Genomic DNA, 25,049 nt, shown 5'->3' on the forward strand with positions numbered 1-25,049 from the left:
CTCATGACGCGTGAACTCGAGGCTGGATCGGTCGTACTCCTTACTGGTGCTGGGATGGGCATGGGGGAGCTCTACGCGCACCGTGCTGCCCAAACGGGAGCGGCAGGCATCGCGTTGTGGGACATCAACCGTGAGCAGGTCGAACGTGTTGCCGCTGATCTCACGAAGCGCGGCGTGACGGCGCGGGCATACGTCGTCAACATCGCCGACCGGGAGGCCGTGGCGCAGGTTGCCGAGCAGACCCTCGCTGACTTTGGGCACGTTGATGTGCTGATCAATAACGCGGGAGTTGTGCGCGGTAAGCGGTTCTGGGAGCACGACAGTGAACGTGACATTGAGTTCACGATGCAGGTCAATGCCCTCGCCCCGATGTGGATTACCCGGGCTTTTCTGCCCAGCATGATGACGCGTGGCCACCGTGCGCGGATCCTCAACATTGCGTCAGCTGCGGGCACCCTCGCGAACCCAGGCATGAGCGTCTACGCCTCCAGTAAATGGTCCATGATCGGTTGGAGTGAATCGCTGCGCCTCGAACTGGAAGCCGATGACCACCCGCAGATTACGGTGACCACGTTTTGCCCGAGCTACATCTCGACTGGCATGTTCGCCGGTGCGCGCGGCCCGCTCCTGACGCCCATCATGACGCCGGAAAAGGCAGTCACCGCCGCATGGAACGGCATGATGGCAGGCACCCCCATGGTCACTCGACCGTGGACAGTCAAGCTTGCCATGGCGCTTCGTGGTGTGCTCCCGACGCGCGCATGGGATGTGATCGCCAGGCGCGTGTTTCATGTCTACTCGTCAATGGACAAGTTCACCGGACGCCCGGGTAGCGCCAGCTAAATCTTCTGGTTCTGCTTCGGGATCCACACCTGCTGGATCACGATCAGAATGGCGGCCGCGATCGGGATGGCAATGAACGCGCCGAGAAGGCCAAGCAGCGAGCCGCCAGCGACAGCGCCGATCACGACGAGGGGCGCCGGCACGGCCACGGCCTTGTTCATTACGCGCGGAGTCAGCACGTATGCCTCGATCTGCATATAGACGAAATAGACGAGCGCAAAGATGAGTGCGGCCATTGGATTCGCGAGCAACGCAATGACGCTCGCGATACCCCAAAACAGCACGGTTCCGATCATCGGGATGATGGTGATGCAGAACGCAATGACGCCCATGAGTACTGCGAACGGTAGCTGAAGAATGAGAAAGAGCACGGCTGTGAAGGCCGCATTCATGGCGGCCAGAATGACCATGCCACCCACATAAGATCCGGTGGAACTCATCACTTGCTCGGCCAGGTCGTTGACCCGCTCACGCGAGCGCGCCGCCACGAGCTGCACCATCGAGTTCTTCATTTGTGGCAGGGTCGCGACGAAGTAAATCGACAGGACAAGAACGATGATGAGGCCGGACGTCAGGTTGATCAGCGAAGCGCCCGTCTGTAACGCGCCACCGCCAATGGCCGCGATGTTTGCGGGATCGGTGATGAAAGCCTGAATCTGCGCCACGAAGGTGCCAAGCCCATCGTCAAAGAATTCGTTAAGCGTCGCGTAGAGATCGCTTGCCCGAAAGTCTTTAATCATCGTCGGGATGTAGCCGATGAACACCATGAGCTGGGTAGCGAAGGTGGGGATGACAACGCCGAGCACACCGGCACCGACCGCAAGGAGGCCGACCATGGTGGCCACGACGCTCCAGGTGCGCGACCAACCGAGCTTTTGCAGGCGTCGCACGATGGGTTGGAGCCCGAGAGCGATAAAGATCGCGAAGACGATGTAGATGATGACGCTGGTCAGATCGCGAATGGCGAAGCCGAGCACCAGCGCGCCGAGGGCACCGAGGGTCAGCAGAAAGCCGGTACGAAACGGGTTCGACAGACCCCACTGGCGGCTCTGCCCGGCGGGCAGTGCATCGGACAGTGCGACCTCTTCTGTCTGCTGCTTCGTCAACGCTGGTTGCGTGAGGGTCGTTGCCGCTGGTTCCGGCACAGCCGGTTCTGGCGCCTTCGAATCTGACATGAGGAGCCTTTCGCAGTGGTGGCCGATAGTGATGAAACTACCGGCCACGCATAAGACGGGGGAAACGTTAGACCGAGGAGAGAGCGTTCTTTTTCAGTGCGGCGTACTCCTCAGCCGTGATGTCACCGGCCTCCAACAGGGCTTTCGCGCGCGCAATCTGGTCGACGGGAGCGTTGCCAGCGACCTCGCGAATGTATGAGTCTGCGGCGTTCTGCGCAGCCTTTTGTTGCTCTTGTGAACGCTTCGCCATACCGGGGCCGCGCGCGATCAGGTAGACGAGGGTGGAGAGGAACGGCACGAAGACAAGAAAGACGAACCAGATCGCCTTCTGCCAGCCCTTGATCGTGTGATCGCGGAAGAGATCCACGATCACCGAAATCACGGCCATGAGAGCCGTGATGAAGACGAAAGCCGTGAGGCAAATCAGTACAAGATTCCAGAACCAAGACCAGATGTCGCCGAGCATGGGGATCCTCCAAATTGAGATGGTGTGACGCGGGTTTTGTTCTCAAGGTATGACAAGCACGCCCCCCACGCATAGACTCAACCCAAATCGTGACTCGGTCGCGCACGCTGCAAGGAGTGAAATGTCGAACTCTGTGCCCACGGTCGAAAGGTCGCCAGCGCAGCGCCCCGCGAGGACAAGCCGCGTGCGGACAGTATTTTCGGCCGTCTGCCTCACGCTCGCGGTACTCATCGCACCGGTGATTGTGACATCGACGGCTGCCGGTATCGCCCTCACTAATACCGACCGATTTGTCGACACTTTTGCGCCAGTGGCCACCGACCCGGAGTTGCAGGCCGTCGTGTCGCAAACGCTCGGCGACGCCGCCGTTGAAGCGGTCGCGCAACATGATCCGGCAGGCGCGCTCGAGCGCTATTTGAAAGATTCGGGGGCATCCCAAGCCGTACAGTTGAGCGCTCGCCTGCTCGGCGCCTACGCAGTTCAGGGGCTGGAGACCGCGGCCCGCGAAAACATTGACACGTTCGTCTCCTCAGAAAACTTCGCCACGCTGTGGGCTGCATCGCTCAGTACCGTGCATCGAACGCTGGTCGGTGCGGTTGCCGACGAGGCCGATGATGCCCTGTTGCGGTTGGATGCTGACGGAACCATGTGGCTGAACTCGACGGTGGTTGCGCAGGCGGCTGTCGACTTTGTGGAGCCCCGATCGTCAACGATCGCCGGCTTTATCCCCACCGAGAACATTGCCGACGTCAAGCTCGCCCAGGATCCAGCGTTCGCGCAGGTGCGCACGATCGCACGATCCGTGCCGTTGCTCATTACGGTTCCGCTGGCCGTTGGCGTCATTCTCCTTGCGGCTGGTGTCGTACTCGCGCAGCGCAGATGGCGTGCGCTGGCGTGGACGGCCGGTGCCGCGAGCCTGGTGATCGCGCTCTTTGGGGTGGTGGTTGGCAGCATCAGCATGGCCGCCGATACGCCGCAGCGAGCGGTGATCGGCGCCTTTGTCGTGCAGGTGCAGGAGCTTATCTCGGGGCCAGCCATCGTTGTCGCGCTGATCCTCGCCGTGGCGACCCTGGCCGGAAGCGCTGGCGCCCTGATTGTGCGCAAAGCGACGCCGAGGGACGCCGCGCCTGTCGAGATCTGAGAGAGTCCCCGAACCCACCCTCGCTACTCACTCGGCGCCCGGTAATGCGGGGTGCGAATTACGCGGTGACATGTCTCGGTGCTGGGCGTACCCGGTACAGAGGGTAGGAGTGCCCGTTCTCCGTTGACAGTGGCCGATGTGCCCGTCGGCCGCGGGTTGGCGCCCGCCGCGAGTAGCTACCTGCTGTCTCAGCTATCGACGAGCTCGCTCGTCCAGTTCGCCTCCTGAATCACGGTGTCGAGTTCGCGCAATTGCTGTGCGACATCATCAATTTCGCGGCGCAGCGCAGGCACGTCGATCGCAATGACCTGGCGCAGTTCAGACCGCATCTGCCTGTGATAGTCAGCTCCGGTGATCGCGGATTGTGCGGCACCACTCAACACGCTGTGGCGAAGCTTGAGCATGTCGCGCGCCGCCAGCGCCGACGTCATCGAGCGGCCGTCCTTGAGCGTGAGTGAGGCATTCGTGAGGTTGATCGCGGCAATCAACGACTGCAAGCGATCGATGGTTTCGCCCGCTTCAGTGAGGAGGGCGGTGGCGTCTTCAGAGGGTTCTTCGCCCTCTTGGAAACGCACGTTTGCATGAATTCTTTCGCGCAATTGTGCAACGCGCTTTTGCAGATCTCCGCGGAGGGAAAGTGCTTCGGCTAACCGCATGTCATTCCTTTCGATGCCGCTGTCTGCATAGTGAAACACGGAACCTGTTGTGAGGGAAGTTCGGGTGCGGCGGTTGGGCAGGCGTCGTGCCGTTCTGCTCATATGAGCGGTGTAACCGGTCTTGCTGTGCACGCAAGCGCGAGGACTCAGTTTGACATTGGGCGACCAATATCGTCATAATCTGCACATGACTAACAACGCATTTCCTGTGTCCGCCGTGGAGGCGAACGGGACGACTGGCATGATGATGGCCGGTCGCGTTGCTACGTATTGCCGAATGTGTCGCTAAACCAGTAGCCCTTCGCTTGGTTCATCCTCCGCTATTCGCCTGAGTTGCATGAACCCCCGCGCTCGCTCGCTACCCCTCACCTGGGATTCGTCTGAGTTGACCGCGTACACCGGCCCGTTGGCCACTCGCAAAAAACATCATCTGAGATCGACGTTCTCGTCGTCGACTCCACCCCTCAAGGATTTTCCTCATGTCGAACGCAACCCTTCTCGCTCCCGTTCAGACCGCACGCTCAGCTCACACGATTGCCCGCCCGGTTAGCCCGGCCGCCCGTGTAGCGGCACCCGCTCAGCCCGCACAGCCTCCCGTCGCCGCACGCCCCGAGCCCGCCGTGCCCGCTGGTTCCGAAGCCCGCGGCTTCGCCCTGTACGTCGGTATCGACGAGCAGAAGGCAGCCCAGGCCGGTGTCTCACTCGGCATTCTCGTCGACGCGTTGCGCCGCACGCTTGCTGACCTGGCTCCCGCCGCACAGACGTACGCGACGGTTGCCCTCGCGCCGGTTGCCGCAGGTGGCCGTGACGTCGACGTTGTTCGCCTCGCTCTGCACGAGCCGAGCGCTGTTGCCCGCACCCGTCCCGAGCCGGTTGACGAGGACCTCGCAAGCCGTGTGATCGTCGATATCTCACGTAAGCGTGTCTTGATCGACGGTGAGTCGGCGAATTTCACCTACAAAGAGTTCGAACTGCTGCAGTACCTGGTGCTCCGCGAGGGGCGCACGATCGACCGCGCTGAGCTTGTCTCGTCGCTGTGGTCGGCTGGCTCAGAAGATGAGGCTCCTGGCGAGCGCACGATCGACGTGCACGTTCGCCGCTTGCGCGCCAAGCTCGGGCGCTACGAAGACATCGTGCGCACGGTTCGTGGCATCGGATACCGCTTCGACCGCCACGCTGACGTCGTCATCCGCTACGGCACCGGAACACCATCGCCTGACCGCTTCTAAGCGTCGCGTGTGCATTCGCTTCGTCGCGTCGCGTTTGCATCGCGTTTAGACGTCGCCTCGACAGTGCTTTGAGCCGTCGCGTCGACCTCGCTTCGATATGTCGCGTTGACAGCGACCGAGGCGGCCAATGTCAGCAGCCAGGGTTAATGTTGCCGCATGACCAGTTCGTCGTCGATGATGCGTGCGCGTCCCGAGCGACGACATCGACGACCCGCCCCACTGGTTCCGCTACCGACCGCACCGCGCATCGATAGCGTCTATTGTCCACCGTTTCCGCTCGACTTTCGCCCCGTTGTGGGTATTCACCGTCGCGGATTCACCGATCCGACGATGCGGTGGGAGCACGATGTGTTGTGGCGTGCCGTGCGAACACCGGACGGCATCGGAACCATTGCCATGCGGCAAGAACATGGCACGATTCGGGCATCAGCCTGGGGGTCAGGTGCCACCTGGCTGATCGACCAACTCCCGGCGCTGTGCGGCGCGGATGATGACGACGCCGGATTCGATGCGTCACGTCACCCCCTCATTGCCGACGCCGCCCGCCGCAACCCCGGCCTCCGCCTGGGGCGCTCAGACGTGCTGACCGACGTACTGATCAGCGCAATCTTGGAGCAGAAGGTGACCGCGCTACAGGCATTTCATGCGTGGCGCGATCTGATTTATTGGCACGGCGAGCGTGCCCCGGGGCCACGCCGGCTGTGGGTCGCACCCGCCCTCGACACGTGGCGCACGATCCCCTCGTGGGATTGGCATCGAGCCGGTGTTGAACCGCCGCAATCCCGCGCAGCGGTGACGGCCGCTGCGAGCGGCATCGCCGATCGTCTGCATGCCGCAGTGGATGGGCAGGAGCGTGAACGACTCCTGACGAGCGTGCGCGGCATCGGGGTATGGACGGCCGCCGAGGTGCGCATCCGTACATTCGGAGATGCCGATGCCGTGAGCTTCGGCGACTTCCATCTTGCCCACGAAGTGGGGTACGCCCTGACAGGGCAGCGCGTCGATGACGACGGTATGCGCGAACTCCTCGAACCGTGGGCAGGTCATCGGCAGCGCGTGATTCGGCTGATCTTCGCCAGCGGCGTCGTTGAGCCGCGTCGAGCACCACGGCTTCACCCAGAAGACCATCGCGAAAGATAGCGCTGCGGGCGCCGTGACCTCCTCCCGGCGGCGTACGCTGATGCCATGTCTGCACGTACGGTCAGTGTCCTCATCTTCGTTGCCGTCGTGTGCGGCGGCATCCTGTTTGGCGCCATTCTGCAAAACATCCTCCTCGGCCTTGTGCTTGGGCTCCTGCTAGCGACGGGCTACGCGCTGGCTCGCGCATCGTGGAAGCGCCGTGACACCGGCATTTACGACGAAGAAGATAACGGCGCCGAAATCTAGCCGCCGAGACCATTGCGCCGACGGCGCACAAGGCGCACACTGTGAACGCTTCATTTTCTGTCGATGTGGAGGCGCTCATGCCGAGTTTGAACCCGTATTTGTCGTTCCGCGACAACACCCGCGAGGCGATGGAGTTCTACCAGTCTGTGTTGGGTGGTGAGCTCGATGTGATGACGTTTGAAAACTTCGAGATGCCGCACGATCCGGCCGAAAATAACCTCATCATGCACGCGCAATTGACGACCCCAGACGGATTCGTGCTGATGGCTTCTGACACACCCTCCACGATGGAGTATGTGGCACCAGCGGGCTTCTCCGTGTCACTCGGTGGTGAAGACGAGGCGAAGTTCCGGGGGTTCTGGGAAGGTCTGGCAGACGGCGGAACCATCACCATGCCGCTATCCGCACCCGAATGGGGCGGATTATTCGGCATGCTTGTTGACCGTTTCGGCGTGCCCTGGATGATGTCGATTTCGCCAAGCGAGTAGTCCCCGCGTCAATCACGACGACGGATCCCGCTGCCCTCAGCGCAACAACGCGAGAGCCGCGGGAATCCGGGGTTTTCCTGGTTTCCGGCGCGCTCGAACACCAATGTCGGTGGCCACTCATAGCGTGGGGGTATGCGAATCCTGCACACCTCCGACTGGCACATCGGGCGCTCCTTCCACGGACACTCGACGCTGAGCGCGCTCGCCGAGGTGCTGCAGGCGATGATTCTGCAGGTCCGCGAGCACGCGGTCGACGTGGTGCTGGTGTCAGGAGACGTTTTCGATTCCGCCACACCCTCGGCTGATTCCTACACCCTGCTGACCGACACCCTGGCCGAGCTGGCTGACACCGGCACGCAGGTCATTGTGACCAGCGGCAACCATGACTCGGCGGCGCGTCTCGGCTTCCAATCGGGGCTGCTGCGCCCGGGCATCTACGTACGAACCGATCCGCTTCAGCTCGACCAGCCGATTACGCTCACCGACGAGTTCGGAGAGGTCGATGTGTACCCGATTCCGTACCTCGAACCCGCGATGGTTCGCCACCTGTGGGAGGGCGTCGAGCTGCGCAAACAGGTCGACACGCTGACCCACGCAATGAACCTCGTGCGTCGCCGCCGTGAAGAGCGTGCGACGAGCGGAACCTCGGTGCGTTCTGTCGTGATGGCGCACTGTTTTGCCGCGGGTGTCGAAGCGACGCCTGGGGTAGAACGCGAGGTCCGCCAGGGCGGCGTAGACATGGTTCCGGTATCCGTCTTTGACGGGGTCGACTATACGGCGCTCGGGCACATTCACGGCCGCCAGACACTGCGTGACAACGTGCGGTACGCCGGCGCGCCGTTGCACTACAGCTTTGGTGAACAGCACAAGCCGCGCGGCTCGTGGCTCGTCACCCTTGACGCGGATGGTTTCGCCGATGCCGAATGGCTCGAGGCCCCGGTACCGCGTCGCCTCGTCACCCTTCGTGGCACGCTCGACGAGCTGCTGACCGACGACCGCTTCGACGGCGACGAGACCGCATGGGTGTGTGCCGAGTACACCGACACCACCCCGCAACGCGACCCGATGCGTCGGCTCCGTGAGCGATTCGAGCACTGTGCGCTCGTGCTGCACAAGCCGGAGGGTGTGGTTGCGGGTGCGAAGAAAACGTATGGCGAGCGACTGCAACGCGCCGTGACCGATATTGAGCGCATTGAGGTGTTCCTCGCCGACGTCCGCAACGGCGAAGGAGCCAGCCCCGCCGAACAAGAGATTTTGCAGGCGGTCATTGACGAGCGGGTTCTCGCCGAGGCGCGCGCGTGAAGCTCCATCGTCTCGAGATCGAGGGTTTCGGGCCGTTCCTTCGTCGTCAGGTCATCGACTTCGATGAGTATGACGCTGACGGGTTGTTTCTGATCTCTGGCAAGACGGGTGCAGGCAAGTCGAGTCTGCTCGACGCCGTGTGCTTCGCCCTCTATGCGACCGTGCCCCGCTACAGCAGTGCGGGCGGCAAGCGGGTGCGTAGTGATCACGCGTTACCCGACGACGTATCTGAAGTGTCCCTGACCTTCTCAACCGGTGACGAAACCTACCGAGTGACCCGCTCACCCGAGTATGAACGACCCAAGCAACGCGGCGGCGGCATGACGACGCAGGCAGCCACCGTGCAACTTGATCGCCGTGACGGGGAGCAGTGGATCGGCATTGCGTCTCGAGCTGTCGACGCAGGTAACCAGCTCGCGGAGATTCTGCAGCTCAACAAGGATCAGTTTCTGCAGGTCATCCTGCTGGCGCAGAACCGCTTCGCGAAATTCCTGCTCGCCGACAGTAAAGAACGACAGACGCTCCTGCGTACCCTGTTTGGCACCAGGCGGTTTGAGGATTACCAGAAGCAACTCATCGAGCGGCGCAAACTGAGCGAACAGACGATGGTTGCTGCCCGGGCTCGGCTGCTCGATCGGCTGTGTGACGCCGAGAAGCTCGTTGATGCGCACGGCTGGGGCGAAACGCACGAAGACCTGATCGGCACCGTGCCAGGCGACGACGCCGCACCGCTGGCCGCCGATGACGCCCACGGTGCTGGGGCTGGTCTTGGTGGTGAGACGGGTGCTGCTGCTGGCACGGCTGTTGGTGCTGGTGGCACGGCTGCTGGTGCTGGTACGGAGCCCAGCGCCGACGAAGCAGACACAGACACGCCGCTCGACGCCACGCTGTTGCCAGTCGCTGACCGCCTCGAACGCTTGCACGTTGCTCGCGATCGCGGCGCGTATCGAGTCGAAGCCACGACGAACGCGCTTGCGCATGCCGATGCAAACCGTGTCGCGAGCGCGGCCGCGGCCGCGAATGCGAGGGCGCAACGAGATCATCAAAATCGCCGTGACCTCACCCGCGCCCAGCTCGCACGGTTGGAAGAGCGCGCACCGGAGATTCTGCAGGATCGTGCCGAGCTTGCCGCTGCACGCGAAGCGCAGACCGTGGCCAGTGCGATCGCGGCTCATGACCGTGACATCGCGGCAGCTGCACAGGCCACCGCCGACCAGGCGGGGGCGAAGGCGCGATGGACGACCTACGCCACTGATCCCGCGACAGCACCAACGGCCGCATATCTGCGAGAGCGTGCCGACGAGTGCACCGCGGCGCAGGGGGCACTGGCGGCAGCTGCTGCCGCCGAAGCCGACCTTACACAGCACGAAGACGCGGAAATCGCGACCCGTGCGGCACGGGTCGAAGCCGAGACCGCAGTGGCCACGCTCCGTGATGAGGCGCAGCGGATCCCGGCAGAGCTTGCCGTGTGCGAACGCGCACTCATGGCGCTGCAGGCCCGAGCCGACCGCATCGAAGAACTCACCAGCCGCCGCAGCACACTCGATATTCAACTCGGTGCCGCGCAGCAGCTGGAGGGTCACGAGCGCGATCGCGACCGCGCAATTGAAGCGGCGTACCAGGCGAATGCTGCTGCTCGCGCCGGCGTCGACAAGCTCGATGCGCTCTACAAGCGCAAACTTGCCGGGTCGGCGTCTGAACTTGCCGCGACCCTCACTGACGGCGTTGCCTGCCCGGTCTGTGGTTCCGATGACCACCCGCACCCCGCGCCCGTGCTTGTTGACCCGGTGACAGACACCGAACTTGCCGCGGTGGCGGCAGAGCGCGACGCCCTCCAACGAGCAGCGACGGCAGCGTCTGAGGCAGAACAAGCCGCGGCAACGGCACTCTCCCACGTGATCGCTGCAGCTGGCGGACAAAGCCTTGAGCAGCTCACCGCAGCGCAGCAGAAACTCGCGGCCGAAATTGCTGACGCCGAATCGGCGCAGGCGGAGCACGCCACGACCCAGCGCACCCGTGACGAGCTGCTGGCGCGGGAGAAGTCGATGTCGGCCGCGATCGACGAGGCGATGAAAGCATCGGCTGAAGCGGTCGCCGCGCAGGCCGCTGCGCAAGAGCAGGCACGAGCTGCGCGCGAAAGCGTGGCCGCGGCTCGCGGCGAATATGCGACAGTGGCCGACCGTATTTCCGCGATCGCAGCCGAACGCGACGCTGCTCAGGCCTATGCCGCTGCGCTTGAGAACATGGCTGTGGCGGAGGCGGCCGTCCGCACGTCGCGCGCGGCTGTCGAGCGGGCTCTTGCGACGACAACATTTGCGACCGCAGTGCAGGCGCAGGACGCGGCCCGCTCTCCAGAAGAGATGGCTGCGTTGGATGCGCGCATCGCGGAGCACGACTCCGCACTGCGCGCCGCGAAAGCGACCCTCATGGAGCTGGAACTCGAAGTTCTCCCTGACGACGCCATTGATGTCGACGCCGCCGAAGCGGCCGCCGAGGCTGCGCAACAGGAGTGGGCGCGTATCGGCAGTGAACTCACCGCGCTGCAGAGCGCGGTCGCGGCTCTCGCGGAGCGCACAACCGCAGCAGAAGACGAACAACAGCGTCAAGCAACAGCGCTCACCGCGCACGAGACCATCGAGCGATTGGCCGATACCGTCAGCGGCCATGAGCCCAACACCAAGCGCATGTCGCTGGAAACATTTATCCTCGCCGCCGAACTGGAGGAGATCGTCGCGGCAGCCAATGTGCGCTTGGGGGATATGTCGAGTGGAAGATACCGTCTGCAGCACAGCGACGAACGCGTCGGCAACGCGGCAGCGGGGCTCGGTATCGACATTTTTGACTCTTTCACGTCCAAAGCACGGCCCGCTCACTCCCTCTCAGGCGGTGAGACCTTCCTCGCGTCGCTCTCCCTCGCCTTGGGGCTCGCCGAGGTGGTCACGAACCGTGCAGGCGGGGTGCGTCTTGACACCCTGTTCATCGACGAAGGCTTCGGATCCCTCGACCCAGACACGCTGGCCATCGCAATGCAGACGCTCGATGAACTGCGCTCAGGCGGGCGCACCGTCGGCATCATTAGCCACGTTGAGGCAATGAAAGAACAGATCCCCGCGCAGCTACGCGTTCGCGTCGCGTCAGACGGGTCAAGTGACATCATCACGCGATAGGCGAACATCCGGCCGCCAACCAGATAAGCGCCCTACGCTGGCACTATGAAGAGCACCGCCGGAACCATCATTGCCGTCGTCGTGGCGGTCATCGTTGCGGCCATCATCGTCAACGTGATCTTTAGTGTGATGTGGTTTGTCGCGAAGATTGTCGTCATCGCGATCGTTGCGCTCATCGTGTACGGCGTCATGCGTTCCGTGTTTGGCAAAAGCGAAGGTTAGCCCACGCCCGCCCGCGTCAGCTGGCGATGTCTGATGCCCCGGGTAACGTGAGGGGCAGGAGGCAAAATGCGAATCAGCGACGGCCGGGTTATCTGGAGTGCGACCGATCTCAAGAAGGCAGCCGAGTGCGAGTTCGCATGGGCTCGCGGCATTGATGCCAAGCTCGGGCGCATTGCAGCCGTCGTCGAGCCCGAAGACGAGATGATGCAGCGAGCGATTACGCTCGGTCTCTCCCACGAGCGCGCCGTGCTTGAGCGTTACCGCAGTCAGTACGGTAACGGTGTCGTTGAGCTCGCCACGGTCGGGCCGACCGACCCCGACGCTCTGGCTGCGGCCCTCGACGAAACGGTAACGGCCCTGCACTCCGATGCGCGAGTTCTCTATCAGGGGGCGTTTGCTCACGACGATTTCATTGGGTTCGCCGACTTTATGGTGCAAACGCCTGATGGCTGGCTGGTGCAAGATACGAAGCTGGCACGCACCGCTCGTGTCACCGCCCTCATGCAGCTTGCCGCCTACGTCGACCAACTGCACCGCCTCGGGGTGCCGACCGATCCGACCGTTCAGCTCATCCTCGGCGACGGCGAAATCAGCACCCATAACATCGACGATCTGATGCCGGTTTTCGAGCTTCGTCGGGACCGCATCCGACAGCTCATCGCCGACCGCGCCGTTACTGAAACGCAGGCACCTCTCGCGTGGAACGACGAGCGCGGAGACCTCGGTGTCGTCGCGTGCGGTCGCTGTGCCACGTGTGAATCCGAAGTGGTGGCACACCGCGACCTGCTTCTTGTCGCTGGAATGCGCCCCGTGCACCGCCGTCTCCTGCGCAACGCCGGGGTCGACACGATCGACGCCCTTGCTGCGGCAACCAGCGCACCCGAGGGCATGAACCCTGACGTTTTCGCTTCGCTGCGCCTACAAGCCGATCTGCAACTGCGAAGCCCGGCAGGCGTCCCGTCGCTCGAATCCTCTGCCGACCCGCACGCGGTTCCGGAGTACGAAGTCGTGATGGCACCCGCCCTCAGCAGCCTGCCGCGGCCCAACGCTGGCGACATCTTTTTCGACTTCGAGGGTGACCCGTTGCACACCGAGGGCGACGGAACCATGTGGGGTATCGACTACCTGTTTGGTTGGGTAGACACCAGCGAAGCATACTCCGCACTGTGGGCGCACTCGTTCGAAGACGAGAAGCGTGCGCTGCTCACCTTCCTTGAGGCGGTGGCGGCCATGCGACACGCCAACCCTGGCATGCACATTTACCACTACGCACCGTATGAGACGAGCCATCTCACCGCCATGGCTGCCCGCTACGGTGTGGGGGAAGCGGCCGTCGACACGCTCCTGCGAGACGGCGTGTTCGTCGATCTCTACCCGATCGTGAAGCGGGCGGTGCGTGTCGGCTCACGCTCCTACTCCATCAAGAAGCTGGAACCGCTCTACATGGGCGACCAGGTGCGCACCGAAGATGTGCAGAACGGTGGCGACTCCATTGGTCGTTACGTGACGGCGCGCACGCTTGCCGCAGACGGCCACCGAGCCGAATCCGATGCCATCCTGCAAGACCTGGCGGACTACAACAAATACGACTGCGTCTCCACGCGCCGCCTGCGCGACTGGCTCATTCAGCGCGCAATTGAGGCGGGCCGTGCGCCTGCCCCAGAAGAAGAACCGGAGGAGCGGCCGTACGAAGCCTCACCGCTGGCGACCACCCTGCAGGCGATCGCCGTCGATTATTCGGCACCCGAGCAGGCCATCAGGGCGCAGTCGCTCCGGCTTGCTGCCGCCGCGATCGACTACTACCCGCGGGAGAGTAAAACGTTCTGGGCCGAGCACTTTTTGCGGCTCCGTGAGGTTTTGAGTGTGTGGGAGAGTCAGCGCAACGTTGTCGCGGTCGACCCACACGCCTCAGTTGTGCTCGACGACTGGTCAATCCCCGACGGCAAGTATTCGATGCGCCGTGTTTTGCACATTCGCGGAGCAGTTGCGCCTGGCAGCACGATCAAGGTGGGTTCCGAGCCTCACCTCATCTACGAGCGGCCAAGTCCGTTTGCACCGAAGCGGATGTCACAGCGGTGGCTCAACGTCGCGCACACAGCGCGGGTCATTGACGAGGTGTCTGACGGGTTCATCCTCGAAGAGATGGCGCTTGACGGGCAAACCTGGGACGCGCTGCCGATCGCGTTGACCGAACCGACACCGCCCCACGCTGGAGCGCAACAGGGCGCGATTGACGAGTGGGCTCAGAAACTCATTTCGCATGAGGCGACAGGCGTTGACTTCCGCGACCCGGCGTGGGACCTCCTGATGCGTCGCGCCCCGCGCACCGTGGGCGTCGCCGTGGACGGCAATACCATCCACACAACCGACAAGGTCGACGCCATCGTGTCTGCCGTCTCCGCGCTCGATCACAGCTATCTTGCGGTGCAAGGCCCTCCAGGAACAGGCAAAACCTACGTCGCATCGCACGTCATCGCAAAGCTCGTTCGCGAGAAGAACTACCGCATCGGCGTGGTGGCGCAATCGCACGCCGTCGTCGACAACGTGCTTGACCGTGTTGTTGAGGCGGGCGTCCCGAAAGAACTTGTCGGCAAGTCCTCCGCAAAAGCCATCGACGATGCGGCATTCACCCGCGTCGTGAAACGCAAAATGGGCGACTTCGTCGAAAAGAACAGTGCGCGCGGGTTTGTCGTCGGCGGAACCGCGTGGGATTTCGCGAATGCATCGCGTCTCGCGCGCGGATCACTCGACCTGCTCGTGATCGACGAAGCCGGGCAGTTCTCACTCGCCTCCACGATTGCCTGCTCGGTGGTGGCGAACCGCCTGTTGCTCCTCGGCGACCCGCAACAGCTGCCGCAGGTGAGTCAGGGTACCCACCCGGAGCCGGTTGACACCTCGGCACTTGGCTGGCTGATGGATGACACCGACGTGCTCTCGCCCGAGTATGGCTTCTTCCTGGAACGCACGTGGCGCATGCACCCCGAGGTTGCGGCTGCCGTCTCACAGCTCAGCTACGACGGAAGGCTCCAGGCGCACGATTCTGCGAGCCTGCGCAGCATTGATGGTATTGCGCCCGGCATCCATCCTGTTCCGCTGCCGCACCGCGGCAATACGTCCCATTCACCTGAGGAAGCGCAGGAGGTCTGCCGCATCGTGGAGGATCTCCTCGGCCGAACCTGGCATCCAGGCGATGGTGAGCCTCCGCGACCACTCACGCCCGCTGACATCATTGTTGTCACGCCGTACAACGCGCAACAGCAGACGGTCAGTGAGGTGCTCGCAGAATACCCTGACATCCGGGTCGGAACCGTCGACAAGTTCCAGGGGCAAGAAGCGGCAGTGTCGATCACGTCGCTAGCCGCCTCGACGGCGCGCGAAGCGCCGCGCGGACTCGAGTTCTTGCTCCTGGAAAACCGCATCAACGTTGCGGTCTCACGTGCGCAGTGTGCAGCCTATGTGGTGTACTCGCCGTGGCTACTCGACGATCTGCCCTACACCCCAGCCGGGGTGCGCCGGCTCTCGGCATTCGCGCGGCTTATGGGAGTGGGCGTCTCAGCAACCGGACACCGTGCGGCCCGGCATGAGGCGTCGCTCGTAGACTAACCAGGGTGCCTTCGCCGAGAAGCACGCGGAGAAGGGACAACATGTCGCTGGAGACCCACAAGTGGCGCGCCTACTGGGTAGGTGTCTCGATCGCCGCCGTCACGATTCTCGACATGACCAAGGTCAACACGGCGCTGCCCGCCCTGGAGACGGCGCTGGGCGCATCGTCCACCGAACTACAGATCATCGTGGCTGGCTACGTTCTCACGTTCGGTCTTGCTCTCGTTCCCGCCGGACGTATCGGCGACCAGCGCTCCCGTAAGACGCTGTTTCTCGTTGGCCTCATCGTCTATACCGGCATGAGTATGGTCGCCGGTTTTGCCGGGGACCCCACCACCCTCCTGATCGCGCGACTATTGCAGGGCGTCGGCGCAGGCATCCAAATGCCGCAGGTGCTCGGCACCGTGCAGGAGCTTTTCCAAGGCAAGGAGCGCGGCAAGGCGTTCGGTCTTTTTGGCGCGACCGTGGGCCTCGCGACCGCGTTTGGTCCGGGCCTCGGTGGCCTCGCCATCGAGTTGGGTGGGCCGGTCGACGGGTGGCGGTGGATCTTCTGGATGAACCTGCCGCTGGGGCTGCTGCTGATCCTCGGCGTGATCCTGTTCATTCCGGCCGCCCCGAAGAAACAACGCGAGACGCTCAGCTTGGATCCGATCGGAGTCCTGCTGTTCGCGGTCACCGTTATTGCGCTGATGTGGCCGTTCCTGTTCACCACAGGATCGGCAGAGGATGATCCGACGCGATGGTGGCTGCTTGTCGTGTTCGCCGTCGCTCTTGCCGCATTCATCTGGTGGGAGAGCCGCTACGCGCGCCGCGGACGTGCACCGCTGGTTCCGCTCGCCCTCTTCCGCAAGCGTTCGTTCCGCAACGGCCTCATGGTGGGCACCCTGTACTTCGCCGGGCTTCCCCCGATGTTCCTGCTCATCACGATTTTCATGCAGCAGGGCCTCGGACTCAGCGCGCTCATTGCCGGGCTGATCACCACCGGCTTTGCGCTCTCCAGCGCCTACGCAAGCTGGTGGGCGGGCGCGCGGATCAACGCCATGGGGGCGAAGCTCATCGTCGTCGGCATGATCATCGTGCTCAGCATCATGGTCTCGATGGCGGCTGCCGCATCGTTCCTGCCACACGCATGGATTCCGTGGATCGTGGCAGGGCTACTCTTCGTCGGCGGTATCGGCGGTGGTCTCGTCGTGTCACCAAACCAGACCCTGCTGCTGGAAGATGTCGCGGTACGTGAGGGCGGTCTCGCCGGATCCGTCGCGCAGCTTGGCCAACGCATCGGTAACGCGATCGGCACGGCCGTCGCCCTGTCGATCTACTACGCCACCCTGTCCCGCGAAGCCGGCGCTGTTCCTGCCGACCAGGTTCCGTTCGACGCGTTGCGCCTCGGACTCGTCGCCGTTGCCCTCCTCATCGCTCTCGCTCTCATCGTGGCAGTGGTCGATCTGCGCGGCCGCGGCGATGCCCATGACCTGATCGCCCGCGCGTCGGAGTAGCCTCAGCACCGTTTAGGCTGTGCGTATGGGGACGGGCAGGAGCTGGCTTCACGCTGTGGTGCGTGACAGCGAAGGCAAGCGTCGTCGCTGGGCGGCACCGATTCCCTGGTTCGCGGGCATCACCGGCGTCGCTGCCCTCGGTATCGGCGGGCTCCTCGGCGGTTTGGCGCCGGTCGATGACGTGCTCGTCATCGGTGATGAAACGACCGTGGTCGATGCCGGTGTTGTGACGATCGGCGTCGAGAAGGCGCTGATTGTAGATGACGCGGAAGAGCTCAGCATCGACCTGGACCGCGACGAAGATCTGCTCCTGATGCGCGTGGTCGTCACGAACACGTTCAACGAGCCGATCCACGGCACCCGAATTTTTGCGCAGACCTTCGAAGCTGACCCGCTCAGTATCGTTGACGAAGGGGGAGCCAGCAGCATCCAGGTGCTTCGCATCCCCGATATCGCCACCCAGCCCAGCCTCCTGATGCGCCTCGACACGTCTGAAATGCCTGCGATCGTGTTGCAACCAGGGGTACCGACGAAGCTCGCGATCGGGTTTGTTATTCCCGCAGACACCGACGTCAGCGAGCTCGGCATCCGGGTCGACAAGATCACCACCTTCCAGTTCACTTTTCTCGGCGATGGCGAAGATCACGGCTTCAATTCAGAAGGACACTTCGCCACCCTCACTGTGCCCGTCACACGCGAGGTGATTCCGTGAACCGTCTCGCATCATGGGGTCTCGGCGCCGCATTCATTGCCGCAGCGTGGGGCACGACGCTCCTCGCGCCAGCACCGACAGAATGGCGCACCCCCTATGTCACCGATATCGAGGTGGGTGAGGTGCAGACGTCAGGAAATCTCACCGTCGAAGTGCACGACGTGTATTTCGCCGATGAGCTGGTCGATTCTCAGCCCTCAGGGGTGTGGACCGGAGCCGGCAACTTTCTGGTCCTCGATCTGTCAGCGCAGGTTTACCAAGACGAGTCGATGAATCGCATCGTGACCCGCACCGCAATTCTGGGAGACGACGAGTACTGGCCGACCGAGCGCGTCTACACGCAGATTGGGTCGGCGACGCTGTCTGCCGCTATCGCGTCGCGCGGAACCATGGTGTTTGAACTGCCTCCCGAGGTGCGAAGCGGAACCATCATCGTGCAACTGGGAAGCGGCGATGCGAAGCAAGCGGGTCAAATCACTCAGCTCGAGATTAGCCTCGAGGAGCTCACCGTTCATGACAGCATGCGGCTGGAAAAAGTGCGGTGGGAGCCGTCGCTATGAGCCGGTTTCGGTCGCATCTACCCGCACTCGCCGTCGCCGCCGGTGCCGCGGTCGCGCTCGCTGGTTCCGTGGCTTTCTTCGACGTCATTCCGCGCATGCCCCCCACCTTCGACACCCGCATCGTGGCTGCGGATGAGCCGATTCAGGTCGACGGATTGCAGCTGACATCGATTGACATGACGGAGCGCGACAGCGAAGGACGCCTCCCAGACGGAGCGGTGCTGTACGTCTTTGAGGTGGACTTCGTGCCGTCTGAAACGGATAACGAGCCAACATGCATCGCGGTACGGCTCATTGAGACCCAGGGCTCTCAGCGTACGTTTGAGCCCTTCGAGGACTGGGATATCGCCCGTGCGCGTGGCGACTATCCGGCGTCCTGTATTGCGTCCTACGAGGGTGCACCAGGAACGGTCATGATTCAGTTCGTGGTTCCCGATGACCACAGCGACCTCGCCCTCATCTTGGGGGGTCCCTACGAAGATCGGGTTCAGGTTTCCGTCGCTGAATGATGCGTCGCGGCTGGCTCCGTCTCCGGGGTGTGCCCGGTTTCGGCTGTCGCCGTGGTTTCGGCCGATTGTGCAACTTCGGTGGTATCGGTATCGGTATCGGTATCGGTGTCGGTGTCGGTTTCGGCCTCAGCGGCCGATTGCTCAGCCGCGGCGGTGTGCGCATCCTCGGCGCGGGCGACGTTCTTGTCGACGGTGACGTTCAGCGCTGTGTCGTACGCGGCCGAAACGAGGGCGGAACGTAGCGGCTCTGAGATCGCGAGCGCGAGCGCGCCCACGATGGGCGTCACCCACCACAGGGTCTCGGGACTGAGCGGACCCAATACTCGGAGGAGCCCGACGTCGAGCCATCCTGCGCCCAAATTCCACAGCTGGTAGAGCAACACGTAGCCGCCGAGAAAAATCGGTCCAGCGCGGAGCGCCATGGCGAGCGCCTTGCCAATGGTGGCCAATCGCCCCTTGGTATCGCCTGCGACCTGGTCAACCGCGAACGTCACGCCTTCACGCACGGTCTGATTGACCCGCCCGTAGGTGCTCTTGACGCGCGTGAGTGCGGAGACCTGCTCGGCGAGCGGGCGTGCCGAGATCGCCTGCCCGTAGACGACACCGGCAACCATCAGCCATGCCAGGGGAGCGGCAATGAGCCCGGCAGCAGCACCGAGACCGGCCGTGATGGCTTCCCACACAGCAGCAACCGGCGGCATTGTTGCCGCAATCCAGTCGCCAATGCCGAATATCCAGGCGAACCCGACGCGGCTCTCCAACCACTCGCCTGCACCCCCAAGGAGTTCCTTGATGACGCGAACGGAGAGGAACACCCAGACGACCTCGAGGTAGACGGAGACGAGTCGCGTCCAGGTGGGCAGTCGTTTTTCGAAGCGCTTGACGATCGTACGCAACGCAAAAGCGGCGGCGACGATGAGTAAGACGAGCGCGTTGATGTCGAGTTCGGCTTTTTCAAAGGGGTTCTCGGCACCCTCCAGAAATTCGGCGGTGAGAATCCATTGCCGCTGAATTTCTGCAGACACCTGGATGATCGAACGCATGTCTTCGTTGAAGTAGCCGGTTGCATAATAGAACGCGAAGAACGGCAGGATCGCCATCAGAATCGCGTTGATCAGCGCAGTACGCCGCTCGGCGCGCGTCGCAGCCCGTATCGGTGCCAGCGCCGACAGCGCGGGCAGCGCCTCCCGCACGATCAGGATCATCACGACATAGCTGATCAGACGAGCAAGGATCGGCAGCGGGTGCACGAACATGCCCCAAAACTCGCTGGCCGCCGTCACGAGGCCGGCAAGGCGAATCAGCAAAAAGTGCGCTGTGGCACCAGCCAGATACGCGGCTATGAGTTCAGGCCCACGTTGCCGCAGCACCGCCCCCATGATGCGAATCACCGACAACATGTCTCAACGGTAATACCTGATGCCGATGCGCCGTACCGAAAACGACGAAACCGGAACCATCTGCGCGTCGCGCGTGATGGTTCCGGTTTCGAGAAAGAGATTTAGACGGTGCCGTACAGGCGGTCTCCGGCGTCGCCGAGACCCGGAACGATGTAGCTCTTCTCGTTGAGACGCTCATCGAGCGCACCAAGCACGAGCGTGACATCGCGGTCGCCGACCTGCTTTTCAATGGCGGCAACACCCTCGGGTGCACCGAGAATGCAGACCGCGGTGACGTCTTGAGCGCCGCGATCGAAGAGGAATTCAATGGCCGCACCCAGCGAGCCGCCGGTGGCGAGCATCGGGTCGAGCACGAAGCACTGGCGGTCGCTGAGGTCTTCTGGCAGACGCTCTGCGTAGGTGGTCGGCTCGAGGGTTTCTTCATCGCGCGCCATGCCGAGGAAGCCCACTTCGGCGGTGGGGATGAGCTTAACCATGCCGTCGAGCATGCCGAGGCCAGCACGCAGAATCGGAACCACGAGGGGTCGCGGTTCGGAGATGCGCACGCCGGTGGTCTTTGTCACCGGCGTCTCAATCTCGTACGGCTCAACGCGCACATTACGCGTTGCCTCATACGCCAGCAGCGTCATGAGTTCTTCCGTCAACTGACGAAAGACGGGCGATGGTGTCCGCTTGTCGCGAAGTACCGTGAGCTTGTGGGTGATCAGAGGATGATCGGCGACGTGAACACGCATAGATTCAGAATAACGTTTCTGGCCGCCCACCGTGGCGTCCATGCGCGTCCTGCGTTACCTGGATAGGTAGGGTTCACATATGAGCACGACGGATGAGGCGATGACGACGGCGCTTGCGTTGGCGCGTGAAGCCGCAGACGTGGGGGAGATTCCCGTGGGTGCTGTGGTGCTCTCCGCAGACGGACAGCGGCTCGGCGCTGGCCGCAATCGGCGCGAAGAAACGACGGATCCGACCGCGCATGCTGAGGTGGTGGCGCTGCGCGAAGCGGCGCTCGCGACCGGATCATGGAACCTCAGCGGAACCACGTTGGTGGTCACGATGGAGCCGTGCGTCATGTGCGCGGGTGCGATTTTGCAATCACGAGTGTCTCGCGTCGTGTTCGGTGCGTGGGATGACAAGGCGGGTGCCGCTGGCTCCCTCTACGACGTATTACGCGACCGCCGCTTGCCCTATCGTGCGGAAGTGGTTGGTGGCGTGCGTGAAGACGAAGCCGTCTCGCTCCTGAAAGAATTCTTCGCGGAGCGTCGCTAGGTTCCGCTGGTCGCGCGTTCCGCGCGCTCAGTGCGACCCACGCACTCAGTGCGCGACGGTTGCCGGGCTCTCGCCACCCTCGTTGAACGACGGTTTCTTGCCGAAAATCTTGGCGACCAGCAGCACGAGCGCGACAACGGTCAGACCGATGATGAGGCCAGCGATGGCCGATACGAGGGTGTCACCGAACCACACCACGACAGCGCCAAGCGGTGCCAAGAATCCTTCGACGGCGTGCAGCATATCGACGGGGACGTGCCAGCCAACCTCCCCCAGGTTTGCCAGCACGAGGTGGCCGCCGACCCAGAGCATGGCAATGGTTCCGATGATGGAGATCGTGCGGAACACGGCGGGCATGGAGCGCACGATGCGGGTGCCGGTGTGGCGGACGCGCTTTTCTTTGTTCTTCGCCATCTTCAACCCGATGTCATCGAGTTTGACGAGCAGCGCGACGGCACCGTAGACGACACCGGTCATCAGCAGGGCGATGACGCACAGCACGGCGAGGGTCATGCCCATGCCCATGTTGGTGTCGAGGCTTGCCAGTGAGATCAGCATGATTTCGGTGGAGAGAATCAGGTCAGTGCGCACCGCACCGAGCACGAGCTTCTTTTCGTCGCGCGCCTCGGCTTCTTCGTGCCCATGGCCAAAACCGAACCATTCCAGAACCTTCTCCGCGCCTTCGAAGCACAGGTAGGTTCCGCCGACGATCAGCAGGAAAGGCAACACCTGGGGCGCCCACGCCGTCAGCATGAGTGCGATCGGGATGATGATCACAAACTTGTTGACGATCGACCCCAGAGCGATCTTGGCGACCACGGGAAGCTCGCGAGCGGGCGTGAGCCCGTGAACGTACTGGGGCGTCACAGCGGCATCGTCAATGACAACGCCAGCAGTTTTCGCCGAAGCCTTCATCGCTGCGCTCAAGATGTCATCGACAACAGCGAGCAAACCGACCGACATGGGTCCCCCTTTAAGTTTTAGCGGGTTCAGCCTAGTGGTCGTTGTTTGTGAGTTTTCTTAGTCGGCGGACTTCAACACGATCGACTCGGTCGGCGGGCCGCCAACCGGAACGTAGTCGATGCGGTGCAGGAGAGCGGCACGGAAATCTTCCGGCTCCTCCAGGTGCGGCGCGTGGCCGACGCCGTCGAAGACGAGCTCGGTGACGTGACCGCCTGCGGCAACATACGCATCGAGCACATCGCGGGTCTGGCTCACCATTTCCTGCGCGGGGGCGACGTCGTCACCTGGCCAGTCAGGGATGACCCCGAGCTTGCCCAGGTTGTTGATGTCGAAGAGCGAGTTGTCGCTGACGATGATGTCGGCATCGCCGCGAACCCACAGAATGCCGGGCTTCTTCTCCAGCTCGACGATCGAGGCGACGTTGAAGTACTGGGGTGCCATGGCGTTGAGCACGCCGATCTCGCCGGGAGCAAAACCTGGCCAGTTGTCCGAAGCCTTGGCGTCGCCTGGGTAGTTGCCCTCGGCGGTCGACGTGGTCAGCATCGACTCGACCCAGTGATCTTCGTTCACGCTGTGGAAGTCGGTCGCGATGTAGGAGGCGCGGAAGACGCTGCGCGGTGAGGTGGGCGCCTCATCCGTCGTGTCGTTGGCGGCAAGGCGAGCGACGAAGTCGGGGTTTGCACCGCCAGCACCGGTTCCGGCATCGTCGTCGGTCAGACGGGAACCATCACGGCGCGTGCCGCCGAATCCGTAGGGGGACACGGGCGATTCGAGGGTGAGCGAAAGCGTGGGGTAGTCCAGGGCGTACTGCATGATGACGCCGCCACCCATTGACCAGCCCACGAGGTGAGCGGTTTCGAGGCCGAGAGTCTCCAGCACCGAGTGCAGATCATCGGAGAAATCGCGTAGTCCACGCGTGGCATCAACGGGGAGCGAGTCGGAATTGCCGAACCCCCGGAGATCAACAGCGATGACGCGAAGGTCGCGCGGCAGGGCGAGCATGGCGACCTGCCAGAATGCGGCAGACGATACGTTGCCGTGAACGAAAACGATCGTCCGGTCGGCCGATGTGTTGGCATCGTCGGCCGTGCGCTCGAGAATTCCAGCGTTTAGGCGCGGGGTTTCGACGATGCGTGCAGTGATTCCGTCAAAGAGTGTCATTTTCCCTCATTGTCGCCGTCGTTCGAGAAGCGCCGCTTTGCGCTTCTTAAACCCATCGTAACGACCTTCTGAGAAGGTGCGATGCCGTCGGCGCGGAAAGCCCGCGAGTTGAGTGCACGGGTGCATTCGTGCCGCACGTGGTTCCGGAATAAAAACCTATGATGAAGGCATGACTGCTCCTGCGATTGCGATTCTTGGTGCCGGTTCGATGGGAGGCGCGATTGCGCGCGGCGTGGTTGCCAGTGGGGTGCCAACCCGCTCGCTGACGGTGACGAACCGCACCTCTGCGAAGGCTGCCGAACTCGCTGCGCTTGACGGTGTGACCTCTATCGCGCTGGCAGACAATCCGCGCGGAAACCACGATGCCGTGGCAGACGCTGACATCGTGCTGGTCGGCGTCAAGCCCGTCATGGTTGCCGATCTGCTGCGTGAGATTGCACCGTCACTGAAGCCGGGAGCGATTGTGGTCAGCATGGCGGCCGGAACCACGCTGGCGGCGATGGCGTCGGCGGCAGGTGCGAGCACGAAGATTATGCGCGTGATGCCGAATACGCCGGCAATTGTGCGTAAGGCAGTGACAGGTTTGGCATCGAACGAGAACTGCACGACGGAAGACATTGCCACGGTGCGCGCCGTGTTTGAGGCGGTCGGAACCGTCATCCTCACGGACGAAGACGGCATCGATCGGCTCTCCACTATTTCGGGTTCCGGTCCGGCCTACGTGTTTTTCTTGATCGAGCAGCTGACCCAGGCGGCGTTGCACCAGGGGTTCACGCTCGCCGATGCGCGCGCGATGGCTGAGCAGACCTTTATCGGTGCGGCCGCGCTGCTGGATGCGACAGGGGAAGACCCCGCCGAGCTGCGCCGTCGGGTAACGAGCCCGAAGGGCACGACGGAGCAGGCGATTTTCGTGATCCAAGATGCTGGCCTCGACACGATGTTCATCTCCGCCACGAACGCCGCCCTCGCCCGCGCCAAAGAACTCGCCGGCGCCTAATCTCGTGCGTCGGGGTGCTGTGTTTGCGGCCCCCAGCCTCTGGTTCCGCGGGGTGCTGTGTTTACGGCACCCAGCCTCGCGCGCCGGGGTACTGTGTTTGCTGCCGCCAGCTTCTGGTTCCGCGGGTCCATGGCTCGTTGACCCGTGCGAGGTTTGTCCCGCGTCGGAGACGTCGCGCCCTGTTACGCAACACGCCGGACAATCGTCACTCCAGTCACACAACTCCCGACGTAAGACAACAGGCTGCCCGTTTGTCGGGCGCTCGCTCTGCGGGTGAGTACTCCCGTCCGGCAGCCTCGGCTGCTTA

The 25,049-nt window shown here is 63.1% G+C and carries 23 protein-coding genes; 16 read left to right on the forward strand and 7 right to left on the reverse strand.

The features are described from left to right. Nucleotides 1–3 precede the first annotated feature (3 nt). Nucleotides 4–843 carry an SDR family oxidoreductase gene (locus KTJ77_RS01480; RefSeq protein ID WP_217336750.1) on the forward strand — a complete coding sequence of 280 codons (840 nt, stop codon included), beginning with the start codon at nt 4–6 and terminating at the stop codon, nt 841–843. Here KTJ77_RS01480 and KTJ77_RS01485 read toward each other — a convergent pair. Both KTJ77_RS01485 and KTJ77_RS01490 read right to left on the reverse strand, forming a co-directional pair. Then, complete coding sequence (locus KTJ77_RS01485; protein ID WP_217336751.1) at nt 840–2,018, reverse strand: AI-2E family transporter; 1,179 nt, start codon at nt 2,016–2,018, stop codon at nt 840–842. The genes KTJ77_RS01480 and KTJ77_RS01485 overlap by 4 nt on opposite strands. A gap of 67 nt (nt 2,019–2,085) precedes the next feature. Beyond that, nucleotides 2,086–2,484: an SHOCT domain-containing protein gene (locus KTJ77_RS01490; protein WP_217336752.1), complete on the reverse strand. Its 399-nt coding sequence runs from the start codon at nt 2,482–2,484 to the stop codon at nt 2,086–2,088. Between the two features lie 184 nt (nt 2,485–2,668). Between KTJ77_RS01490 and KTJ77_RS01495 the strand changes: the two genes are divergently transcribed. Further along, on the forward strand, nt 2,669–3,625 hold the full coding sequence (locus tag KTJ77_RS01495; protein WP_217336753.1) for a hypothetical protein: 957 nt from the start codon (nt 2,669–2,671) through the stop codon (nt 3,623–3,625). A 188-nt stretch (nt 3,626–3,813) separates the two neighbouring features. Here the strand turns inward: KTJ77_RS01495 and KTJ77_RS01500 are convergent, their stop codons facing one another. Further along, nucleotides 3,814–4,281 (reverse strand): DIP1984 family protein, encoded by a 468-nt coding sequence (locus tag KTJ77_RS01500; protein ID WP_217336754.1) that lies wholly within the window; start codon nt 4,279–4,281, stop codon nt 3,814–3,816. Between the two features lie 479 nt (nt 4,282–4,760). Here KTJ77_RS01500 and KTJ77_RS01505 point away from each other — a divergent pair, with 479 nt between their 5' ends. From KTJ77_RS01505 to KTJ77_RS01560, 12 genes are all read left to right on the forward strand, one after another. After that, entirely contained in the window at nt 4,761–5,510 is a 750-nt protein-coding gene (locus KTJ77_RS01505) for a winged helix-turn-helix domain-containing protein (protein WP_217336755.1), read from the forward strand. 156 nt (nt 5,511–5,666) lie between these two features. Continuing rightward, the gene (locus KTJ77_RS01510; RefSeq protein ID WP_217336756.1) at nt 5,667–6,650 is read left to right on the forward strand and encodes a DNA-3-methyladenine glycosylase; all 984 of its coding nucleotides are present in this window, start codon (nt 5,667–5,669) and stop codon (nt 6,648–6,650) included. A 45-nt stretch (nt 6,651–6,695) separates the two neighbouring features. Further along, nucleotides 6,696–6,896, forward strand: a complete 201-nt coding sequence (locus tag KTJ77_RS01515) for a hypothetical protein (protein ID WP_217336757.1) — start codon at nt 6,696–6,698, stop codon at nt 6,894–6,896. 41 nt (nt 6,897–6,937) lie between these two features. Then, on the forward strand, nt 6,938–7,384 hold the full coding sequence (locus tag KTJ77_RS01520; RefSeq protein ID WP_367948796.1) for a VOC family protein: 447 nt from the start codon (nt 6,938–6,940) through the stop codon (nt 7,382–7,384). Nucleotides 7,385–7,516: 132 nt separating this feature from the next. Then, nucleotides 7,517–8,686: an exonuclease SbcCD subunit D gene (locus KTJ77_RS01525; RefSeq protein WP_217336758.1), complete on the forward strand. Its 1,170-nt coding sequence runs from the start codon at nt 7,517–7,519 to the stop codon at nt 8,684–8,686. Continuing rightward, entirely contained in the window at nt 8,683–11,853 is a 3,171-nt protein-coding gene (locus KTJ77_RS13655) for an AAA family ATPase (protein WP_217336759.1), read from the forward strand. The genes KTJ77_RS01525 and KTJ77_RS13655 overlap by 4 nt, the downstream gene beginning before the upstream one ends. A 45-nt stretch (nt 11,854–11,898) precedes the next feature. Beyond that, on the forward strand, nt 11,899–12,075 hold the full coding sequence (locus KTJ77_RS01535) for a hypothetical protein (protein WP_217336760.1): 177 nt from the start codon (nt 11,899–11,901) through the stop codon (nt 12,073–12,075). A 66-nt stretch (nt 12,076–12,141) separates the two neighbouring features. Further along, nucleotides 12,142–15,678, forward strand: a complete 3,537-nt coding sequence (locus KTJ77_RS01540; RefSeq protein ID WP_217336761.1) for a bifunctional RecB family nuclease/DEAD/DEAH box helicase — start codon at nt 12,142–12,144, stop codon at nt 15,676–15,678. A 41-nt stretch (nt 15,679–15,719) separates the two neighbouring features. Continuing rightward, the gene (locus tag KTJ77_RS01545) at nt 15,720–17,174 is read left to right on the forward strand and encodes an MFS transporter (RefSeq protein WP_217336762.1); all 1,455 of its coding nucleotides are present in this window, start codon (nt 15,720–15,722) and stop codon (nt 17,172–17,174) included. A 25-nt stretch (nt 17,175–17,199) separates the two neighbouring features. Then, nucleotides 17,200–17,886: a hypothetical protein gene (locus KTJ77_RS01550; protein WP_217336763.1), complete on the forward strand. Its 687-nt coding sequence runs from the start codon at nt 17,200–17,202 to the stop codon at nt 17,884–17,886. Next, nucleotides 17,883–18,446, forward strand: coding sequence for a hypothetical protein (locus KTJ77_RS01555; protein WP_217336764.1), 564 nt, complete (start codon nt 17,883–17,885; stop codon nt 18,444–18,446). Before KTJ77_RS01550 ends, KTJ77_RS01555 begins: the two co-directional genes overlap by 4 nt. Beyond that, nucleotides 18,443–18,955: a hypothetical protein gene (locus tag KTJ77_RS01560; RefSeq protein ID WP_217336765.1), complete on the forward strand. Its 513-nt coding sequence runs from the start codon at nt 18,443–18,445 to the stop codon at nt 18,953–18,955. Before KTJ77_RS01555 ends, KTJ77_RS01560 begins: the two co-directional genes overlap by 4 nt. On the opposite strand, the gene KTJ77_RS01565 is transcribed toward KTJ77_RS01560, so the two are convergent. Beyond that, nucleotides 18,934–20,355 (reverse strand): hypothetical protein, encoded by a 1,422-nt coding sequence (locus KTJ77_RS01565; RefSeq protein WP_217336766.1) that lies wholly within the window; start codon nt 20,353–20,355, stop codon nt 18,934–18,936. The genes KTJ77_RS01560 and KTJ77_RS01565 overlap by 22 nt on opposite strands. Nucleotides 20,356–20,456: 101 nt before the next feature. Then, nucleotides 20,457–21,089, reverse strand: coding sequence for a uracil phosphoribosyltransferase (gene upp / locus KTJ77_RS01570; RefSeq protein WP_217336767.1), 633 nt, complete (start codon nt 21,087–21,089; stop codon nt 20,457–20,459). 79 nt (nt 21,090–21,168) lie between these two features. Between upp and tadA the strand changes: the two genes are divergently transcribed. Further along, nucleotides 21,169–21,621 (forward strand): tRNA adenosine(34) deaminase TadA, encoded by a 453-nt coding sequence (tadA, locus tag KTJ77_RS01575; protein WP_217336768.1) that lies wholly within the window; start codon nt 21,169–21,171, stop codon nt 21,619–21,621. Nucleotides 21,622–21,666: 45 nt separating this feature from the next. Here tadA and KTJ77_RS01580 read toward each other — a convergent pair whose 3' ends face one another. Further along, nucleotides 21,667–22,584 carry a DUF808 domain-containing protein gene (locus KTJ77_RS01580; RefSeq protein WP_217336769.1) on the reverse strand — a complete coding sequence of 306 codons (918 nt, stop codon included), beginning with the start codon at nt 22,582–22,584 and terminating at the stop codon, nt 21,667–21,669. A 57-nt stretch (nt 22,585–22,641) separates the two neighbouring features. Beyond that, nucleotides 22,642–23,745: an alpha/beta fold hydrolase gene (locus KTJ77_RS01585; protein ID WP_217336770.1), complete on the reverse strand. Its 1,104-nt coding sequence runs from the start codon at nt 23,743–23,745 to the stop codon at nt 22,642–22,644. Between the two features lie 169 nt (nt 23,746–23,914). On the opposite strand from KTJ77_RS01585, the gene proC reads away from it, so the two are divergent. Next, a complete protein-coding gene (proC, locus tag KTJ77_RS01590; protein ID WP_217336771.1) occupies nt 23,915–24,742 on the forward strand; it encodes a pyrroline-5-carboxylate reductase in 828 nt (275 codons plus the stop codon). The last annotated feature ends 307 nt before the right edge of the window (nt 24,743–25,049 follow it).

Source organism: Microbacterium sp. NC79 (assembly GCF_019061125.1).
Taxonomy (GTDB): domain Bacteria; phylum Actinomycetota; class Actinomycetes; order Actinomycetales; family Microbacteriaceae; genus Microbacterium.

Excerpts from the sequence above, each read along its gene's own strand:
- KTJ77_RS01565 (WP_217336766.1), bottom strand. The coding sequence starts at position 20,355 with ATGTTGTCGGTGATTCGCATCATGGGGGCGGTGCTGCGGCAACGTGGG.
- KTJ77_RS01580 (WP_217336769.1), bottom strand. The coding sequence starts at position 22,584 with ATGTCGGTCGGTTTGCTCGCTGTTGTCGATGACATCTTGAGCGCAGCG.
- KTJ77_RS01560 (WP_217336765.1), top strand. The coding sequence starts at position 18,443 with ATGAGCCGGTTTCGGTCGCATCTACCCGCACTCGCCGTCGCCGCCGGT.
- tadA (WP_217336768.1), top strand. The coding sequence starts at position 21,169 with ATGAGCACGACGGATGAGGCGATGACGACGGCGCTTGCGTTGGCGCGT.
- proC (WP_217336771.1), top strand. The coding sequence starts at position 23,915 with ATGACTGCTCCTGCGATTGCGATTCTTGGTGCCGGTTCGATGGGAGGC.
- KTJ77_RS01480 (WP_217336750.1), top strand. The coding sequence starts at position 4 with ATGACGCGTGAACTCGAGGCTGGATCGGTCGTACTCCTTACTGGTGCT.
- KTJ77_RS01515 (WP_217336757.1), top strand. The coding sequence starts at position 6,696 with ATGTCTGCACGTACGGTCAGTGTCCTCATCTTCGTTGCCGTCGTGTGC.
- KTJ77_RS01505 (WP_217336755.1), top strand. The coding sequence starts at position 4,761 with ATGTCGAACGCAACCCTTCTCGCTCCCGTTCAGACCGCACGCTCAGCT.
- KTJ77_RS01585 (WP_217336770.1), bottom strand. The coding sequence starts at position 23,745 with ATGACACTCTTTGACGGAATCACTGCACGCATCGTCGAAACCCCGCGC.
- KTJ77_RS01535 (WP_217336760.1), top strand. The coding sequence starts at position 11,899 with ATGAAGAGCACCGCCGGAACCATCATTGCCGTCGTCGTGGCGGTCATC.
- KTJ77_RS01525 (WP_217336758.1), top strand. The coding sequence starts at position 7,517 with ATGCGAATCCTGCACACCTCCGACTGGCACATCGGGCGCTCCTTCCAC.
- KTJ77_RS01550 (WP_217336763.1), top strand. The coding sequence starts at position 17,200 with ATGGGGACGGGCAGGAGCTGGCTTCACGCTGTGGTGCGTGACAGCGAA.
- KTJ77_RS01510 (WP_217336756.1), top strand. The coding sequence starts at position 5,667 with ATGACCAGTTCGTCGTCGATGATGCGTGCGCGTCCCGAGCGACGACAT.
- KTJ77_RS01540 (WP_217336761.1), top strand. The coding sequence starts at position 12,142 with ATGCGAATCAGCGACGGCCGGGTTATCTGGAGTGCGACCGATCTCAAG.
- upp (WP_217336767.1), bottom strand. The coding sequence starts at position 21,089 with ATGCGTGTTCACGTCGCCGATCATCCTCTGATCACCCACAAGCTCACG.
- KTJ77_RS01490 (WP_217336752.1), bottom strand. The coding sequence starts at position 2,484 with ATGCTCGGCGACATCTGGTCTTGGTTCTGGAATCTTGTACTGATTTGC.
- KTJ77_RS01485 (WP_217336751.1), bottom strand. The coding sequence starts at position 2,018 with ATGTCAGATTCGAAGGCGCCAGAACCGGCTGTGCCGGAACCAGCGGCA.
- KTJ77_RS01500 (WP_217336754.1), bottom strand. The coding sequence starts at position 4,281 with ATGCGGTTAGCCGAAGCACTTTCCCTCCGCGGAGATCTGCAAAAGCGC.
- KTJ77_RS01545 (WP_217336762.1), top strand. The coding sequence starts at position 15,720 with ATGTCGCTGGAGACCCACAAGTGGCGCGCCTACTGGGTAGGTGTCTCG.